An 18465-nucleotide genomic window follows, 5' to 3' on the forward strand; every position below is an offset into this window, starting at 1 on the left:
TTTATTTAACTCTCAAAAAAGGAATCAAACGCACTCATCATGGCTAACATCACGACTAAAGAAACGCTTGAAATAACCCCGGATCTGTTGAAAAGCCCTTATCAAAAAATCATCAACGCGAGCGCGAGCGTTTTTGATGAAAATCATGGGCGATCGTTTTTTAGCCCGCAATTTTATGAAAAAATTGAACCTTATTTAAAAGAAGTTTTAACCCAACCCATTGATTTAGAATGCGATTTAAACACCGCTAAAAAAAAGAACCGCTTAACCCCTTTAAAACAGCTTTTTAAGGCGTGCTTTGGCACTGAAGAAATTTTAATTGTCAATAACAACACCAGTGCGATATTCCTCATCGCTAACGCTTTAGCGCAAGAAAAAGAAATCATTGTTTCTTATGGCGAATTAGTGGGGGGGGATTTTAACCTTAAAGATATTTTATTGAATAGTGGGGCTAGGCTGCATTTAGTGGGGAATACCAGTCGCACTTATTTAAGGGATTACCGCTTAGCCTTGAATGAAAACAGCAAAATGTTCTTTAAAACCCATAACCCCGCTTTTAAAAAAGACACGCCCTTTAAAGATTTACAAGCCCTAGCTAAAGAGCATGATTTGATAGATTATTACAATTTAGGGGATGTGGATTTGTTAAATAGAACGGCTTTAGAAGAGGTTTTAGCCCTAAAACCATCGCTTTTAAGCTTTAGCGCAGATAAATCCTTTAACAGCGTGCAAGCGGGCATTATTATGGGGCAAAAAGAATGGGTTGAAGCGTTAAAAAACCACCCCCTTTATAGAGCCTTGAGAGCGGATAAAATCACCCTCACCTTGCTTTTTTGCAGCCTAAACGCATGGGTCAATCATCAAGAAGAAATCACAATCCATGCGCTACTCCACCAAACTAAAGACGCCTTATTGCAAAAAGCCTTGAAACTCTACGCCCTTTTAAAGCCTTTAGAATTGAACGTGAGCATCGCCTCTAGCTTTTCTAAAATAGGGAATTTGCCCAACAAAGAATTAGAATCCTTTTGCGTGAAAATCCAGTCCAAAAACACCCGCACTCTAAATAGTGAGAAACTTTATTTAAAGCTTTTTCAAAAAGGCGTTATTGCAAGAATTTCATGCGAATTTGTGTGTTTTGAAGTCTTTAGCTTGAATGAAAAAGATTTTGAAAAAATCGCTCTGGTTTTAGCAGAAATCCTTAACAAGGCTTAAAAATTCGCTATAATAAAATTTCTTTTAAACGCGCCGCTCCCCCACAATAGAAAATGACAAAAAACGATAGAACATCAATTTAAAGGAACTTAAGAATGGAAAAAATCAGCGATCTTATAGAATGCATTGCGTATGAAAAAAATTTGCCTAAAGAGATGATTTCAAAAGTGATTCAAGGCTGTTTGTTAAAAATGGCGCAAAACGAATTAGACCCCCTAGCGTGCTACTTGGTGGTTGAAGAAAACAAGCAGCTCCAGCTTATCCAGTTGGTAGAAGTTTTAGAAGATGGTGATGAAAGATTGGTTAACGACCCTTCTAAATACATCAGCCTGTCTAAAGCCAAAGAAATGGATCCAAGCGTTAAGATTAAAGACGAATTATCTTACAGCTTGAGTTTGGAGAGCATGAAGCAAGGAGCGATCAACCGCCTTTTTAAAGATTTGCAATACCAGTTAGAAAAAGCGTTAGAAGACAGCCACTTTGAAGCGTTTCAAAAGCGTCTTAACAGCGTTTTAATGGGGCAAGTGATTTTAGTGGATCACAATCAAAACACTTTTATTGAGATTGAGCAGCAATTTCAGGGCGTTCTTTCCATGCGCCATCGCATCAAGGGTGAGAGTTTTAAAGTGGGCGATAGCATTAAAGCGGTTTTAACGCAAGTCAAACGCACGAAAAAAGGCTTATTATTAGAGCTGAGCCGCACCACCCCTAAAATGCTTGAAGCTTTGTTGGAATTAGAAGTCCCTGAAATTAAAGATAAAGAAATTGAAATCATCCATTGCGCACGAATCCCAGGCAACAGAGCGAAAGTGAGCTTTTTTTCCCATAACGCTAGGATTGACCCCATAGGCGCGGCTGTGGGGGTTAAGGGCGTGCGCATTAATGCGATCAGTAACGAATTGAATAAAGAAAACATTGATTGCATAGAGTATTCTAATGTGCCTGAAATTTATATCACTCTCGCGCTCGCTCCAGCCAAAATTTTAAGCGTTGAAATTAAAAAAATCCCCATAGAAGAATTGAATGCTGAAGAAAAAGAATCCGTTCAAGAGCGTTTCATTGTCAATAACCATTTGCAAAAGGCTAAAGTGCGTTTATTGGACATTGAAAAATCTAAGGCTATCGGTAAAGGCGGGGTGAATGTGTGCTTAGCGTCCATGCTTACAGGCTATCACATAGAGTTTGAAACCATTCCTAGCGTGAAAGAAAACGCAGAAAATGAAAGCGAAAAAGAAACGCCAAAAGTAGGGGTAGAAGCTTTAGAGTCTTTGTTTAAGAATTGAAATGATTTCTGTGAAACTTATTGAGTCTTTAATCAAAAAGAATTTAAGTTAAAAGGCTTGCGGTGTTCAATAAGCGCGTGATTGGATTTCTTAAGGCTAAATTTGAAAGAAATAATTCAGGTTTTTCAATGAGTATTGAGATTTTCAAAATTGCAAAAAACACTCAATTAAGAAAAATTTGCATCAAATTTTATTGGAATGACGCAAAAAATGGGTTGGGTTGAATTTAAAGATATTTAGAAACTAATCTCTGTATTATATGCAATTCTCCACAAAAACCAATCACAAGTAGAATTGTAACTATTAAATTAAACCAAAAAATAGGTTTTTTGCAAAAATTTTCTTGTTTATCTTTTTCCTCTTTTGATAAGGATATTTTTGATAAAAAAGAAAAAAGCAGATACAAAATATTCCCAAAAAATAAAGCCATAAAAGCCATAACAAAAACCAAACGGTAGGCGTTCGCTTTGTCAATATTTGATAAAACAGAAGTGGAAAACGCTAATCCCGCAACAAATGTTAAAACAATAGAAGCAAAAATACCTAAAATGGTTATGTATTGCGTTTGTTGCTTATTCAATTCTTCGCTTAATTTTTTATAGTTTTTATTTAGATCTTTTTCTAACTTTATAGAAACATCTTTAACTCTACTCATTTTCTCATCAAAATCTTGCAGTCTGATACACTCTAAATTCATGTGATCATAAAGCTTTTCTAGTTTTGGTTTAATGCTTTCAACTTCTTTATTATCTTGAATCTCTTTGAGTGTCCTTATATTTTGTGCGAGCGTCATAAAGGCTTGCTCTTTATCCCTTGTAGAATTTAAAATAATAGTTGTAATTTTTGAGTATTTATGCCTGTATTCTCCTTCATAGATTTCTTTGAGATCTTTGATGATTTGATCTGTTTGGCTAGACAAATCCCCCTTTTCGCACAGCGATACAATAATTTCTTCTAGCTTTTTATCTTTATCTTCTTCTTTAGTTTCCATTTGCTTGTTTGGCTTCTTGTTTGATCAAATCTTTGCTAATGATTTCTTTTCTATCTTCTTTGAAGCTTTTATGCCAAGCACCGTCTTCTTTATGACTCTCTTTCACTAAATCCCAATAAGATTTTTTGCTGCATTTTTCTATGGAGCAATTGATGGTTTCAAGTTCATCTTTTCTAAGATTTTGTGAGAGCGTTTCTTCTTTGGGTTTGTCAATGGAATTGGCACCATAATTGCGGTATTCATAATACACTTCTCTTGCAACAGGCCCGTATCTCCAAGCTTCAAAATCATCAGAAACTAGGTGTTTGTCAAACTTTTTGATATAGTCAAGCTCTGTGAAATACAAAGTTTTTTGCAATTCTAAGTTACTCAATTCTTTGTTTGAATGCTTAAGAATATATTTTGCTAGTTCCAAAGCATTAACCATTAATACCCCCTAGTTAGTTTTTGCTAATTCTAACTAAATATTGTTAACTTTTCTAACCATTTCTTCTTCAATGATTTTAATCTCTTGAATTTCTTAAAGCTAATTCTAGAGAAATAATTCAAGTTTTTTTCAATGGATATTTAGCCTTTCAAAATAGCAAAAATCAATTGATGGTTCAACTAATGAGCTATTTCACATATTAAGGGAATTTAGTAACCTTTTTAATTTATTTTTGAAATTCTTTTTTGATGAATGAAACCCCTTTTTTTGACAATTCACTCCAACCATTGCAATTTTTTAGTGCATTTTCGTTTTCAACTCTCAATACTTCATATGCAAAAAGCCAAAATTCATCATCTAATATACATATTCTACCTTCTAACTTAATCATTGTTTCAGCTCTTTTTAAATATTCATCAATGGCAAAACCCTCTGAATCTTTTCTTGCTCTCAAATATCCTAAAAGCATAAAAATACAATCATTACTTTCAAGGACCATATTATGGCAAGTTTTTTCCATCTCAAAATCATATTTTAGAGAGAAATACAACGCATAAGAACAAGCTTCATAATTATTGTTTTTTGACCCTGCCTTAAATATATCCTTAGAAATTTCTTGAATTTGATTGGTTTGGATCGGATAGTTATTGTTATCAAACACTCCTTCAATACAAGGGATTAAATAGGGGTAGAGCAAAACTAAATGGTGCAAGGTGCTAAAATAATATTCTCTTGCGTTATATGTCATCTTCTTTTTGTTGAGCATTTTTATAGCATATTTTAAAATAGAAGCCTTATTATCATTTTGCCTTATCAATGCAATAGATTTATCTAAAAAAGCAACAACGCTAGGGTATTTAATTTTCCCTTTATACTCATCCATTTTAAAAATTTTTAACTGATTGATCCATTCTTCTTCATGCATCAAAGGGAGTTCAAAAATTTTTGTTTTTTTGTGGTTGAGTGAAAGGTTATATTTTTTAAGACACTTTGCGAGATCGATTGTAAATTGTTCTGCCTCATCTCTTGAATTCACATAGCAAGTATAATCATCAATATGCCTAATATATCTATATTCTGTTTTATTTTGCCCTTTTCTTAAATTTTTTAAATCCCCATCAACGGCGACTAAAATAATTTCTGAAATCAAATTGGAATTATGCGGTCCAATAAGAATCCCCGTAGTTTCCTTATGATTCATGTTTCTTGTTTGGGTATCAATCTCATCGCTCCAATGATTTTTGTCTTTTTTAGCAATTTCTTTACCTCTTATTGCCCAAGGAATTGAATGCGTATAAATGCTTGGGAAACAAGTGGATATATCAGCCTTTAGCTTGTATCTAGCACCAATACGAATACTTCTCTCTAATTTTCCCTCACAAAAAATATCTTTATGACCCATATCAAAAATACTTTTTCTCATAGCAACTCTATCTTTAGAATAATCGTTTTGAAAAATTTTTTTATTTTTAGGGATTTTTTGAATGTGGATACGGCTGATCTTATGGGTATTGCCATCTGTCTTTTCTTTAAAATACTCCTTTAATTTATCCCAATTATCGAATTTTGCATTGATTATAATAAGCCAAAGGATTAGGGATAGCAAAATATCTGGGCGTTCCAATATCTCTTATTCCCTCATAAGTAATATGCTGATACCCCATCTTGCGTTTGGGGAATATCTTATCTTTATTATTCTTGCAATATCTGTAAAAAAGCTTTGATGTCAGAAAATTAGGAATCCTTTCTGCAAACATCCCGTATCCTAACAATCCCTTAAAAAGTTTATTTTGAGAAATCTCATTAAGACATTCAAAATAAGTCTTTTCTTTCATTTTTTTCACTAACATTACCCTCTTTTTGAAAGTTTTCCTAGCCAATATACAGATTTAAAAGCGATTTTATCGTATTTTTTAGTTTTTAAGGCGTTTGCTTTAAACATCACGATCCCTACTATTTATGGTTTTAGTCCAAAGCCATGCGTTAGAAAAAGCTTTTTTAATCTTTAAATTGCACTTGATTGTTTTTGCTTGTTTTAAGGGTTAGGATAAAATAACGCTCACCCCCTAGTTTTTATTTTGCTAGAGATTAGGGGGTAAAGTTTGTCTAGGAGACTTCTATGAGAAAAAATCATAGTAAATACTCTTGGGAAACATTATACCTTAAAATTAGTTTTTTAGGGTTTTGTTTGGAATTAAAAATCAAACGATAGTTTTTCAAGAGTCCCCCTTTTTTAAAGGGGGGTGTTTCTTAGACAAAGAACAAGCGCTTTTTATTCACTGCCCGTCTTCAATGATTTTAATTTCTTCATCGGTGAGATTGTAGAGCTGATAGACTAAAGCGTCAATTTCTTTTTCTAATCTTTGGGTGTTGGCTTTAGGGTCTTTTTCTTTTGCTTGTAGGATTTTATCCACTAAAGCGATGATTTTATCGGCTGTAGGCTTGTTTGATTTGGTAAGTTCAAACATTGGCAGTTTTTCTAAGTTACCTTTATTTAATCCAAGATAGCCTCCTGACATATGTTTGTCTTTAAAGTTTTCTCTTGCATACCAACTCATAAAACTACTATTCAAAACCCCCAAAATAAGTAATGGATTGATACCACAAAAATCATATATGGCATATATTCCAACACCTAGAGCTAGAGGAGTTTTTGTATAGTATGCTTCTATAATTTTAGTCATACCTGCAATAACTATTTTTTCATTAATCCAAAAATCAATTTTTGTTTTAGCAACTGGAACCTTTACTGAAATATGTGGATATTTGAATCGTTTTCTCATATATGGAACTCTTGATATATCACAAACATATTTATCTATAGATCCACTTACAGCAAACGGAATTGAATCTTGCTGATAACCACTTTTAATATAACTAAAAATTTTTTGAGCTTCAAATCCTGTTGTTCCTGATTGAAATTTTAAACCATATTGTGCCATTGTGATAAAACGGAGATTAGCAATACTTAGTGTTCTTTCTTTTAGGTTGTTATCACTTAAATCATCTTGACTTTCTATATAATATTCAGAATATACAGAATTGTTTTTTCCAATCAATAAAATTGGGTAAACTGATGCACTTTCAAATGTCTTTATATACGATACATCTACAATACTTTTGATCTTGTTTTCTGACTTTAATTTCTCAAAAATTGGTCTCCCATATTCTGTTGAAGTGAATTTGTTTGGGATAATCCAAGCAAAATTAGACACTTTTTGTAACCGAAGTCCCATTAAGATAAACAATATAAAAATATCATATGAACCACTAACTTCACGATATATCTGTCTATATTTCTCTTTAGTAATAGAATTATTTTTACTCAATTCACGAGTATTTATATAAGGCGGATTGCCTATGATGCAATCAAAGCCTGAAAAATCCCCCTCATCGTTCAACACTTCAGGGAATTCAAAACGCCATTCAAACGCATTGTGATACTCTCCACCACTTAAAGCATCATCAAGCTTTTTTCTCAAAGCTCTAATACGCCCATAAGAAGCAAAAGCCTCTTCCTCTTCTTTGGGGCTTAGTTTGGGTGTGCCAAAAAGGCTTGGGGTAAAGTAATTTAACCCAGCTAGCAAGCTCTTATCGTCTAGGGCAAAATAATTGTAATCTTTAATGTGTTTTTCAATAGCCTTTTCAAGCTCTGCTTTGGTTTTAGGGTCTTTGAGCGTGAGGGAAAAAGTGTTTTTTAAGTCTTGGATTTTGTTGATAAGATCTGCTTTATTTAAGGGATAGAGAGGGTTTGGGTCTTTGTATTGGGCGACTAGATCTTTGTATTCTTGGATTTTTTGCTTGATATTGGGGATCTTTTTGAGATCGTCATTCAAATTAAAGCGTGAGATCAAGCCGTTAGCACACTTAATGTTAATATCAATATTGGGGAGGGTTTCAAGCGCGTTAGTGTTCTTGCCCTTTTCAAAAATATAATAGCTGTATTTTAAAAGCTCTATCCATAGCCTGAGCTTGGTGATTTCGCAAGAATTGGGGTTAATATCCACGCCAAAAAGGCAGTTTTCAATGATGGATTTTTTAAGCTCAAAAAGTTCTTTTTGGATTTGGTGGTGGGGGTCGTTTTCGCTATGCGGTATGGTGTAATTAAAGACTTTATCCTCTAGCGTGTGAATGATGATTTCATCGTTTTCTAATCTAAGCTCGTGGCGATACAAGGAAGCAATAAGCCCTAACTCATAAGCGATCCACACCATTTCATTGAGCGCTGAAACCAAGAAATGCCCGCTCCCCACCGCCGGATCGCAAACGCGTAAGGTTAAAAGCGTGTTTAGGTATTCTTTAGCTTTTTGATTTGAAAAATTTCTGTCTATTTTTTCTCGCAACGCTTCTAAATCTTTGCAGTCCCACTGATAAATGGCGTTGAATTTATCCCGCACGATGGGCGTGATACTCTCTTTACACATGTAGCTTGTGATGAAGCTTGGGGTATAAAAGCTCCCCTCTTTATAGCCGTTGAGTTTTTCAAAAACAAGCCCTAAAACGCTAGGGTTAATCAAACGGCTTTCGCTCTTATTTTGATTATCTTTAATGTCTTTAGGGGTGGTGGTGAAATCATAAACGCACAAAAATTCAAAAAGGTATTTTAGCAAGGGCAAATCTTTTTCTTTTTGGTAATCTTCATGTTTTTTGAGAACGGAATTTTTATAGATTTCTAGCTTTTTATTGTCTAAAAGCTTGATTTCATACCCCTTTAATTCCAAAGGCGTTTTATCAAACAAACTGGAATTCAAATAAGGGATTTTTTCTAAAATCTTGTCTTTTTTAATTTCTGGTAAACGCTCGCTGTTTTTCTTGGCTAGGACTTCAAAAAAGAGGGTGTTTAGGGCGTTGAAATCCTTAAAGTTTTCTATGGTTAAGAAAGGATTTTCAAAATGCTTGAAAGAAATTAAAAGGCTTTCTAAAAGCCGTAAAAACAAGATGCGGTTATTCCAAGCGATGAGTAACGCCATGACTTCTTCATCGTCTAAATTTTCGTATTTCTTTTTTAAAGCATCGCTTAGGGAGTTTTCGGTGTGACTGGGCTTGATTAAGATTTTCCCTTTATCATTTTGCTCTTCTAACCCTAAAATGTAAAGCAATTCTTCATAAAAATCTTTGTTAAGCGTGTTAGCGTCAAGGGTTTTCCTTTGTTTTAAAAGGACTTCGTGGCTTAAAACTTGATAAATCAAAGGGAGTTCTTTAGGATCGTAACTGCTCAAATTAAAGTGAGTGTAGCGGAGTTCGTCTTCAAAATCCTTTTTTAAATATTCCTCTAAATCGCTGTAGAATCTTTTGGTGCTAGGGTCTGTGCCTTCTTTTTTAGCGCAATTATCATAGAATTTTTTGATGCGTTTATCGTTTTGGAAAAGGGTGCAAAAATCCCTACAATCAAAGAGGAAAAATTCATGCGCGTTGCAAATAATGGCGTGTTTTAGGGAGTTATTGTCTTCTATCGCATTTAAAAAATAAAAAACCATTTGACAAAAGGCTTTACTGAGCGGGTTTTCTCTGTCTTTGGGGAATTCGTTCCTATTGTTTAGGGCTTTGGCTTCAATAAGCACCCGAACTTCCCCATCCACATAGATCGCACTATCCACTTTTTTATTGGTGTTGCAGTCATAACCATAGGCATTTTTTAAAAACTTATTGATTTCATTTTTTTGAAATTCTTCATCATCTTGTTTTGGTGCGTTTTTTAATAAGCTGTTTATTTCTTTTTCAAAATTTTCTATAGTTTCCTTTTTGGGTTCTTGGGGATTGTGTTTTTTAATAAAATCCTTGAGCGAGATATGAGTGAAACAAATCATGAAAACGCCTTTGAAATGGGATAAAAACGATTATAACAAAAGTGGTATGAATTTTAAATAAAACGCTTTTTTTTAAAATTGTTCCATGTGAAACATTAAAGCAACTCTAATCTTTACGATTTAAAACTTCATTAATCAACGCGCTTAATTGATCTTTTTTAATTTTGGTTTTGTATTCAATATTCACGCCTTGCTTTTTTAAAGCTTCAAAAAATTTTTTAGCGGTTGAAATTTTGCGCTTTTCTTCTTCGCGCAATTCGTTTTCATGTTCAACCCCCTTAGTTTCTACCACTAACAACACTTTTTTATCGTTGTTTTCAACCACATACCCAAAATCAGGACTGTAAGTTTGATTTAACCCTACTGGGATTTTAACCCTAGGGAGCTTGCCAAAAACAATGATTTTAGTGTCGTTAGATTCTTCAATCGTGTCTTTTTCAATCTCGCTCTCCACTTGCATGAAATTTTCATACAGGCATTTTTCTTGCGCGCTTGAATTTTTAATCTCATATTTATCCCCCACCAAACTACCGTCTAAAAATTCTCTAATTTCTCCTTTTTCATCATAAAACGCATCGTTTTTTTTGTTTTTAATCGTCGTTTCGCGCATTTGATAGGAGATTTTATCTTTAATATTTTGATAAATGATTTCCAAAAACAGCTCTTCTAAGCACTTTAAGCCCTCTTGTTCGTTTTTTTTAATTTCATTAAACTTGTTTTCATCAATTTTTTCTAACACTTTAGCCACGCTTTTAAAACTCAATTTCACCTTATTGGACAAGGTGCTGATAAATTCATGCAAGCTCCACACGCATGCGCTTTCTCGCTCAAAAATCTCTGTTTTGGCGTTATTTCCCATCGTTTCTACTTTTTTATGCATTGTAACCGAAACGATTTTTGAACTGACATTAAAAGAAGAATTAATATTTTTGACAATCTCATCAATCAAGCTCTCGCTATCAATGGCATAAGCGATCCGGGCTTGATGATTCAAGCTCTCCCATAAGGTTTCAAATTTTTTAAAATTTTCTTTATTGATTTTGATTTTTTCAGTTTTTCGCTCGTTTTTGTCCCTCACTCTAGGATTGCCAACTAAGCGATCTTTTAAAAAATCTTTTAATTTTTCAAAATCCAAGTATTTTTCATCTTTTAATTTTTCAAGTTCTGGCTCTTTTTCTAAAAATTCGTTTTGGTTGAGAGTGAGTTTAAAGTTTTCATCACCTGTTTTTTCTCCAAAACCCAAACCCTCTAATGTTTCAAACAAAACCCCGTAATACCCTTTTTTAACAATGCCGCTTTTTTCTAACTCTTCTGCGCTAAATACTTGTTTAATCAAGCTATGTTCGCTTATCTCTTGCTGGATCGCTCCCACAAAATCCCCCTCAACTTGCGGCACGATCACCACCAATTCATTGACAAAATCAAAATCAGCATGCTCTTTAGTGATGCGTTCGCCCTTATCATTCACAGCTAGCCTTAACCCCCTACCGATTTGTTGCAATTTAGTGATATTAGAATGGCTGGGGGCTAATTTGCAAATCGTCATCACATTAGGGTTATCCCACCCCTCTTGCAACGCCCATTGCGAAAAAATAAACCTGAGATCGGAATCAAAACTCAGCAATTTTTCTTTTTCTTTTAAAATGAGCGCGATCACTTGGGCTTCATCGCTCTCTTTCTTGCTTTTAGCGAAATACCCTCCATGCACTTTGTAAATAGCGTCTTTGGTGCGTTCTAAATACGCTCTGTAATTTTCATCTAAAGGCTTTTTTAAGACTTCTTCAAGCTTTTGTTGGTAGAGTTTTTCAAATAAAAGGGCTAATTTAGCCGGCTGTTCATTCTCGCTTAAATAGCTATTCACCCCGCTAATAAACACCATGCACAAGGCTTTAATCCCCTTTTTAAAAAGCCCTTCTTCTCTTTCAAAATGGCTTTTTATCGCTTCTTTCAGCATCACTTCTTGTTCGCCCTCTAAAAGATGAGAAAAAGGCTCTTTTTGATCCAGCAACAAATTAAAGCCATTGAGAAAACGAATCTCAGTTTTAGTGATTTTTTCTACAATGTAATCTTCTAAAGCACTGATTTGAGTTACCACCCCTAAATTATCATGCTCTTTGACTTTGACGCTTTGAGTTTTATTTTCTAAATTCGTGTAGTTAATCATAGCTTCATATCCATTTCTTTTTTCAATCCCTTTAAGCTCTAAAAAATACTCGTTACTCTCCCCCACAGACGCCACGCTAATGCTTTTCACTAAGGCGCAATCAAACGCTTTTTTGCTGTCTAGCGCATAAATCAGATTATTATAATCGTCTTTAAAAGTCGCTCCAAACCTGAGCGTGACTAAAGCGTTTAATTGTTCCAAATATTTTTTTGTTTTATCGCCTAAAAATCGGTGCGGTTCGTCCATGATTACGATAGGGCGGATATTGGCTAAAGCTTGCATGTAACTTTTTGCACCGTTGAAAAGATTTGTGTTTTCTAGGCATGATTTATTGATAGTATTTTTCTCTTTATTAAAGGCAGAAAAAGTCATCACCAACACGCAGCATTTGTGATTGCTCGCTAGAATAAAGCTCCTTATATCTTCATCGCTTTCCAAGTGCGTAGAATACTCGCTTTTAAAAAATTCTCTGGTGATTTCAATACTCTTTAAAACCCCTAATTTAATGGCGTTGCTTGGCACTAAAACGATAAATTTTGACAAATGGTAGTTTTTGTGCAAAGAATAAACGCATTCCAAAAAGCAAAAGGTCTTCCCGGTGCCTGTTTCCATTAAAATATCGCAGTTTAACGACTTTTCAATCCCCACGCTTCCATGGGTTATTTTTTGTTTCGATCGCAAATTTTGGATATTTTCTAATAAAAGATCTTTGATCTCCACTATTTCAAAAACATGGTTAGAAATCCTTTGAGCGTCATTTTCTGGCTCTCTCAAATAGATCCCCTTAAACACCCCTAAAATTTGGTCCCGACATTGCTCCTGATAATCCAATCGTTTGAATTTGATTTTCACCTCTACCCCCTAATCTTTAAATCGCCGCTCTCTAATTTCAAATCCAACAAATTACTGCCCAATTCCAAACACAGCCTATCGTTACTGATAGCTGGCATATACATGCTGATTTTTTCCACCCCTTTATCTTTCAAGTTTTCTAAAACTTCGCTCATTTCTATATCCCCCACAATGAAAGCCGTATTTAAAGCCAGATACAAGGCGTTTTCAATCAAGCAAATTATAGGGGTAGTGAGCTCCAAACCCTCGCAACATAAAAGCTTGATTAAAATCGTTTGGGTTTCCATTTTGTCAGGGTTAGAATAAGCGAATAAATCCTTTTGATTGGCTTGACTGAGATTTTTATCGTTCGTTTCATCATCAATGATTTCAAACGCTCTAAACCCCACATCTAAATACGGGCAAGCTTCTTTGATTTTAGCCCCCGCTCTTTTAATCCTTTCTTCGGTAATGTCAAAAATGCTTGGGGAGGGTGATTTTAGGGTGTTTAAACAAAAATCATGTGCACTTTTGTTTTTCTTGGGGTCAATTTTTTCATCTAACTGGACGAGAATGAAGCGCCTTTCTTTAAATTCAGCGTTCAAGCCATTAAATAACCCCCCCCCCCTCACTTAATTTTTGATAATCGCTCTTATTACTCTCTAACACGGCATGCGCGGTTGTCCCGCTCCCGGCAAAAAAATCTAAGATGATGTCGCCCTCGTTTGTGGATAATTCAATCAGTCGGTTAATGAGTTTTGTAGGTTTAGGATTTGAAAAAATACTTTCATCGCTAGAATTATTAAATAAAATATTTAATTCATTAGTAGCATCTTGATTTTGTCCCCATTCTGTTAATAAATCTGTAATTGTTTTTTTATTTGATTGCTCTTCTTCTAATAAATCTCTTCTAATCCCTAAATTTTTTGTTATAAAAATTAAATCTTTTTCAATAAATTCATTAATATTTTCTTGTCCTGTTCTAAATTTACCTATACATTCAAAATCATTTTTAGTTCTGCCATTTTCAATAAAAATATCATTCATAAATTCAATCGTCATTGTCTTATTTTGATACTTTCCACTCTTTATAAAATTTAAATCAGATTTAACCCTAATACCTTTTTTAAAATATCTTTTTGATAAATTATTAGAGGTATTAATGATAGGTTTACCGCTATCAGATACATTATCTAAACCTAACTTATCAATTAGACTAAAATCTTTTGCATATACTAAAATATATTCTAATATTACGGCTACTTTTGATAAAAAACTTGGTTGTTTTTTCTTTTTCCATTTTAAACACGCCACAAAATTCCCCTCCCCAAAAATTTCATCGCATAAAAGTTTGAGTTGGGCGCATTCGTTATCGTCAATAGAAATAAAAATCACGCCGTCTTGTTTGAGCAAATCTTTAGCGAGTAACAATCTAGGATACATGAAACTAAGCCACCCGCTATGGCATTTTGACCCAAAAAGATTCTTGATATAATCCAATTTTTCTTTAGAATAATCCAATGTTTTTAAAACCTCTTCATTGGATTGCGAGAAATCATCGCCATAGATAAAATTATCGTTTTTCGTGTTGTAAGGCGGATCAATGTAAATCATTTTGATTTTTTCACTATAGCTTTGTCTTAAGATTTTGAGAGCGTCTAAATTATCGCCCTTGATGAGAATGTGCTTGCTGGTGGATTTATTTAAGGGTTTTAAAATCTTATGATTTTTCTTAAAAGCTTGATTTAAGGCGATTTTCTTACCCACAAAATCCAACCCATAGCCCTCTTCTTTTATTTCGCTAAAATCCCCTAGTAACGCTTTTAATCTTTTCACATCTAGCGTGAGTTTATCATCATTTTCTATACTCAAGCAACCGGGAAAATAACGATTAAAAACCTCTAAATTTCTTTCATTAACGCTTTTTTCTCCACCAATTTCTTTATTTTGCATCTCTATCCTTTTTTTAAATGATTTAAATTACCCAATTCTGCCTTAATTTTCAATTTTCAATTTTCAAATGTTCCCCGTGAAACGCTAGCGGTCTTTAAAAAATCCCGTTTCACTTCAGCGATAATGTTTTCATCTTTGGCTAAGTCAATGTATTCAAAACTATTCCCACTCTGCTCCCCGCCCTGGAGCAAGTCCCCGCTTTTTCTGTATTCTAAATCCAATTCAGCGATTTTGAAGCCGTCCAATTCATCAGCAAATTTTTCTAATCGTTCGTTTTCTTCTTGGATCGTGCATAAAAAACAATAGCCTTTCAATCCGTTACGAGACACGCGCCCCCTTAACTGGTGTAAAGTCGCTAAGCCTAACCTTTCGGGCGCTAAAATCACTATCACGCTCAATCGTGGTAAAGAAATGCCCACCTCAATGAGCGTAGTCGCTAAAAGAATGCTCCCAAACTCTCTAAATTCTTCAATCACTTCTTCTTTATTTTTATCTTGCCCTGAAGTGGTATAAACCTTTTTAAAGCGTTTTTGCCAAAAACTCGCCCCCTCACTGAGCGATAAATACGGGATTTTTTCGCTTTCATTCACCAGCGGATAAACGACAATGACCTGATGGTTTTTAGCGATTTCTTCGCTGATTTTTTCCATCACTATTTTAAAATCTCTTTTATGTAAAACTAGAGTTTCAATCTCTTTAGGATAAGGGATTTCTCTAATCATGGTCGTTTTCACAAATGCGCTTTTGGCTAGGGCAAGCGTGCGAGGAATGGGGGTAGCGGAAAATTGCAAGGAATGGGGTTTATTGCCCTTACTGCTTGCCATTTTTTCTAATTGGTAGCGCTGTTTTGTGCCAAATCGGTGCTGCTCATCAGTGATTACTAGTGCGAATTCATTCAAATCGCGCTTATCAAACAACAACGCTTGCGTGCCTATAACCACATGCGTGATTGTTTCAAACAAATGATTGGATCGCTTCTTGCGGCTCCCACCAAGCAGTAATTCCACTTCAAAATAAGGGGGTAAAAATTTTAAGGCTTCGTTATAAAGCTGTTTAGCGAGAATGGAAGTGGGCGCCATTAAAAGGGTTTTATTAGGGTAAGCTAATACCATGCTCGCTAAAATCACCATCGTTTTCCCACACCCCACATCGCCTACAATCAAACGCTTGCACGCTATAGGGCTGGTGAGATCGCTTTGGATTTCTTTAATGGCGTTTTGTTGGTCGTTGGTGAGTTTAAAGGGTAAAGAAGCGATAAACGCTTTTAGGCGTTCGCTATTATTGGGGCATGCAATTTTAGCGTTGAATTGCAATTTTTTGCGCTCTAAATTTTTCATATAAAAAAACATTTCAATGTATTTTAATGCATTTAAATGTTGTGAAGGAAAATTTTTATTCGTTTCAAAATCCTTGACAAAATGCGGCGTGGGGAAAAAAATTTCTAACAATAAATGCGCAATATTCTCTTTAACGCCTTCCTTTTTTAAATTTTCTAGTGAAATGAGTTTTTGTAAATTTTCTTGTATTTTTTTATGATTTTTAACTTTTTTAAAAATTAAAGAAATTTTGCCAAATTCGGTAAGGATTTTAGGCGTGTTAATGATATAAGCTTGATTAAAAGAGCTTTGCTCTAATTTACCATAAATGAACAAACTCTCGCCGGTTTTAAATTGGCTGTGATGGAACGCGCTGTAATTGAAAAAAACAAGCTCTAAATTTTTGTAAAATCGTTTGGAATAGGCAAAAATCTTTAAAACTTTGGCGTAGTTTCTTTTCTCTAAAATACCCACTTCTAAAACGCCACTCAAGCCCGTTTCAAAACGCTCTAATAAATTCAAATCTTTATAGCCTTTGGGCGTATAAACAAGCAAGGCTTCTAAAAGCGATTTCACATTCAATGTTTTTAATAAATTATCTGTTTCTTGCAATTTGTTCTTACCCTAGCCAATCCTTAATCATTTTTATGATAAGATAGTCAAATTATACATTGACTTAAGGAAATTTAATTGATGAAATCTAAAATCACTCATTTTATCGCTATCTCTTTTGTTTTAAGCCTGTTTAGTGCGTGCAAAGACGAGCCTAAAAAATCGTCCCAATCGCATCAAAACCACAATCAAACTACTAAAAAGATGCAAAACAATCAAAATAATCAGGCTAATAACGATGTGGAAAAAATTGAACATGAAGAAGATGATGAAAAAACCACCAAAGAAGTGAATGATTTGATCAATAACGAAAATAAAATTGATGAAATCAATAATGAAGAAAACGCTGATCCTTCGCAAAAAAGAACGAACAATGTTTTGCAACGAGCCACTAACCACCAAGACAATCTTAACTCCCCACTCAACAGGAAGTATTAAAGTGTGAAATTTTTTTCAAAGGATTTATTTAAAAAAGTAATCCCCTTATTTTTAAGCGTTTATTTTTTAAACCCTACCCTTACGCAAGCCAAAAGCCGTTTTTATGTGGCTTCTCAGTATCAGGTAGGGAAAATGATCATGAAAAAATACAACGATCTTAAACGCACGATTGAGGGGGCGAGCTTTTCTTTAGGCTGGGAGATTAACCCCACTAATTATTGGTTTTATTCCCGCTATTACTTTTTTATGGATTACGGGAATGTCATCCTCAATAAAAGAACGGGCGCTCAAGCGAACATGTTCACTTATGGCTTTGGGGGGGATTTGATCGTGGAATACAATAAAAACCCCTTGTATGTATTTTCTCTTTTTTATGGCATGCAAGTTGCTGAAAACACATGGACGATTTCCAAACACAGCGCGAATTTCATTATTGATGATTGGCGTAGCATTCAAGGGTTTTCGCTCAAAACTTCCAATTTCAGGATGTTGGGTTTGGTGGGGTTTAAATTCCAAACCGTGCTATTCAACCATGACGCTAGTATTGAAGTGGGGATCAAATGGCCTTTTTCTTTTGAATACGACTCATCCTTTGTGAGGCTTTTTTCTGTCTTTATTTCGCACACTTTCTATCTTTAAACTAATTCCAACCCCACCGGGCAATGATCGCTCCCTAAAATATCTTTATAGATTAAAGCGTCTTTTAAGCGCGTTTTTAAAGGGTTAGAGCATAAAAAATAATCAATGCGCCAACCAATGTCTTTATCCCTTGCTTGTTGCATGTAACTCCACCAGGTGTAAGCCTTTTCTTTGTTAGGGTAAAAATAACGGAAAGTGTCAATAAAACCGGCGTTCAAAAGCTCGTTAAATTTCTCTCTCTCTTCATCGCTAAAGCCCGCATTTTTTCGGTTTGTTTTAGAGTTTTCTAAATCAATTTCATTGTGGGCCACATTCAAATCCCCGCACACAATGACAGGTTTTTTTAACTCTAAAGCTTTTAAAAATTTTCTAAATTCCACTTCCCAACTCATGCGATAACTAAGCCTGGATAGGGCTTGTTGGGAATTAGGGACATAAACATTCACTAAATAAAAGGACTCAAATTCGCAAGTTATTACGCGCCCCTCTTTGTCATGCTCTTCTATATTGATACCATAGCTCACGCTTAAAGGCTCTTTTTTAGTGAAAGTTACCACCCCAGAATAGCCTTTTTTAATCGCGCAATTCCAAAAATCAAAATACCCTTTAAACTCAAAGGTGTTTTGTTCTTGTTGCATTTTAGATTCTTGAATGCAAAAAACATCCGCATCAACGCTGTTGAAAAAATCCATAAAGCCCTTAGTCATGCAAGCTCTTAACCCGTTCACATTCCATGAAATCAATTTCATTGTAATCCTTGTTCTTTTTTGAGTAAATTATATTTTTTAGTCA

General features: G+C 34.6%; 12 protein-coding genes and 1 pseudogene. 4 read left to right on the forward strand and 9 right to left on the reverse strand.

From position 1 onward, the window contains the following. The first annotated feature begins 39 nt into the window (after window positions 1-39). Together HPOKI112_RS07390 and nusA are read left to right on the forward strand one after the other, a co-directional pair. On the forward strand, window positions 40-1212 hold the full coding sequence (locus tag HPOKI112_RS07390; protein WP_025277196.1) for an aminotransferase class V-fold PLP-dependent enzyme: 1173 nt from the start codon (window positions 40-42) through the stop codon (window positions 1210-1212). Window positions 1213-1307: 95 nt separating this feature from the next. Beyond that, window positions 1308-2495, forward strand: a complete 1188-nt coding sequence (nusA, locus tag HPOKI112_RS07395) for a transcription termination factor NusA (protein ID WP_025310049.1) — start codon at window positions 1308-1310, stop codon at window positions 2493-2495. A 226-nt stretch (window positions 2496-2721) separates the two neighbouring features. Here nusA and HPOKI112_RS07400 read toward each other — a convergent pair whose 3' ends face one another. The 8 genes and pseudogenes from HPOKI112_RS07400 to recG form a co-directional block, all read right to left on the reverse strand. Then, the gene (locus HPOKI112_RS07400) at window positions 2722-3486 is read right to left on the reverse strand and encodes a hypothetical protein (protein WP_025276463.1); all 765 of its coding nucleotides are present in this window, start codon (window positions 3484-3486) and stop codon (window positions 2722-2724) included. Then, window positions 3476-3913 carry a Panacea domain-containing protein gene (locus HPOKI112_RS07405; RefSeq protein WP_025276464.1) on the reverse strand — a complete coding sequence of 146 codons (438 nt, stop codon included), beginning with the start codon at window positions 3911-3913 and terminating at the stop codon, window positions 3476-3478. Before HPOKI112_RS07405 ends, HPOKI112_RS07400 begins: the two co-directional genes overlap by 11 nt. 226 nt (window positions 3914-4139) lie before the next feature. Further along, window positions 4140-5763, reverse strand: a pseudogene (locus HPOKI112_RS07410) (RNA-directed DNA polymerase). Between the two features lie 426 nt (window positions 5764-6189). Beyond that, the gene (locus HPOKI112_RS07415) at window positions 6190-9720 is read right to left on the reverse strand and encodes a type IIG restriction enzyme/methyltransferase (protein WP_025310050.1); all 3531 of its coding nucleotides are present in this window, start codon (window positions 9718-9720) and stop codon (window positions 6190-6192) included. Window positions 9721-9826: 106 nt separating this feature from the next. After that, on the reverse strand, window positions 9827-12736 hold the full coding sequence (locus tag HPOKI112_RS07420; RefSeq protein ID WP_025310051.1) for a type III restriction-modification system endonuclease: 2910 nt from the start codon (window positions 12734-12736) through the stop codon (window positions 9827-9829). A 2-nt stretch (window positions 12737-12738) separates the two neighbouring features. Then, window positions 12739-13320 carry a site-specific DNA-methyltransferase gene (locus HPOKI112_RS08640; protein WP_025366623.1) on the reverse strand — a complete coding sequence of 194 codons (582 nt, stop codon included), beginning with the start codon at window positions 13318-13320 and terminating at the stop codon, window positions 12739-12741. Window positions 13321-13324: 4 nt separating this feature from the next. Continuing rightward, window positions 13325-14668, reverse strand: coding sequence for a site-specific DNA-methyltransferase (locus tag HPOKI112_RS07430; RefSeq protein WP_025310053.1), 1344 nt, complete (start codon window positions 14666-14668; stop codon window positions 13325-13327). A 56-nt stretch (window positions 14669-14724) separates the two neighbouring features. Continuing rightward, window positions 14725-16596 carry an ATP-dependent DNA helicase RecG gene (gene recG, locus HPOKI112_RS07435; RefSeq protein ID WP_025276468.1) on the reverse strand — a complete coding sequence of 624 codons (1872 nt, stop codon included), beginning with the start codon at window positions 16594-16596 and terminating at the stop codon, window positions 14725-14727. A gap of 81 nt (window positions 16597-16677) precedes the next feature. Between recG and HPOKI112_RS07440 the strand changes: the two genes are divergently transcribed. Both HPOKI112_RS07440 and HPOKI112_RS07445 read left to right on the forward strand, forming a co-directional pair. After that, on the forward strand, window positions 16678-17034 hold the full coding sequence (locus HPOKI112_RS07440; protein WP_025276469.1) for a hypothetical protein: 357 nt from the start codon (window positions 16678-16680) through the stop codon (window positions 17032-17034). 3 nt (window positions 17035-17037) lie between these two features. After that, the gene (locus HPOKI112_RS07445; RefSeq protein WP_025277202.1) at window positions 17038-17673 is read left to right on the forward strand and encodes an outer membrane protein; all 636 of its coding nucleotides are present in this window, start codon (window positions 17038-17040) and stop codon (window positions 17671-17673) included. Here HPOKI112_RS07445 and HPOKI112_RS07450 read toward each other — a convergent pair. After that, window positions 17670-18422 (reverse strand): exodeoxyribonuclease III, encoded by a 753-nt coding sequence (locus HPOKI112_RS07450; protein WP_025310054.1) that lies wholly within the window; start codon window positions 18420-18422, stop codon window positions 17670-17672. The genes HPOKI112_RS07445 and HPOKI112_RS07450 overlap by 4 nt on opposite strands. Between the last annotated feature and the right edge of the window lie 43 nt (window positions 18423-18465).

The organism is Helicobacter pylori oki112, from assembly GCF_000600085.1.
GTDB lineage: Bacteria > Campylobacterota > Campylobacteria > Campylobacterales > Helicobacteraceae > Helicobacter > Helicobacter pylori_CY.

Bases quoted from the DNA above. Each gene is read 5' to 3' on its own strand.
- HPOKI112_RS07400 (WP_025276463.1), bottom strand. From the start codon at position 3,486: ATGGAAACTAAAGAAGAAGATAAAGATAAAAAGCTAGAAGAAATTATT.
- HPOKI112_RS07450 (WP_025310054.1), bottom strand. From the start codon at position 18,422: ATGAAATTGATTTCATGGAATGTGAACGGGTTAAGAGCTTGCATGACT.
- nusA (WP_025310049.1), top strand. From the start codon at position 1,308: ATGGAAAAAATCAGCGATCTTATAGAATGCATTGCGTATGAAAAAAAT.
- HPOKI112_RS07440 (WP_025276469.1), top strand. From the start codon at position 16,678: ATGAAATCTAAAATCACTCATTTTATCGCTATCTCTTTTGTTTTAAGC.
- HPOKI112_RS07405 (WP_025276464.1), bottom strand. From the start codon at position 3,913: ATGGTTAATGCTTTGGAACTAGCAAAATATATTCTTAAGCATTCAAAC.
- HPOKI112_RS07390 (WP_025277196.1), top strand. From the start codon at position 40: ATGGCTAACATCACGACTAAAGAAACGCTTGAAATAACCCCGGATCTG.
- HPOKI112_RS07415 (WP_025310050.1), bottom strand. From the start codon at position 9,720: ATGATTTGTTTCACTCATATCTCGCTCAAGGATTTTATTAAAAAACAC.
- HPOKI112_RS07430 (WP_025310053.1), bottom strand. From the start codon at position 14,668: ATGCAAAATAAAGAAATTGGTGGAGAAAAAAGCGTTAATGAAAGAAAT.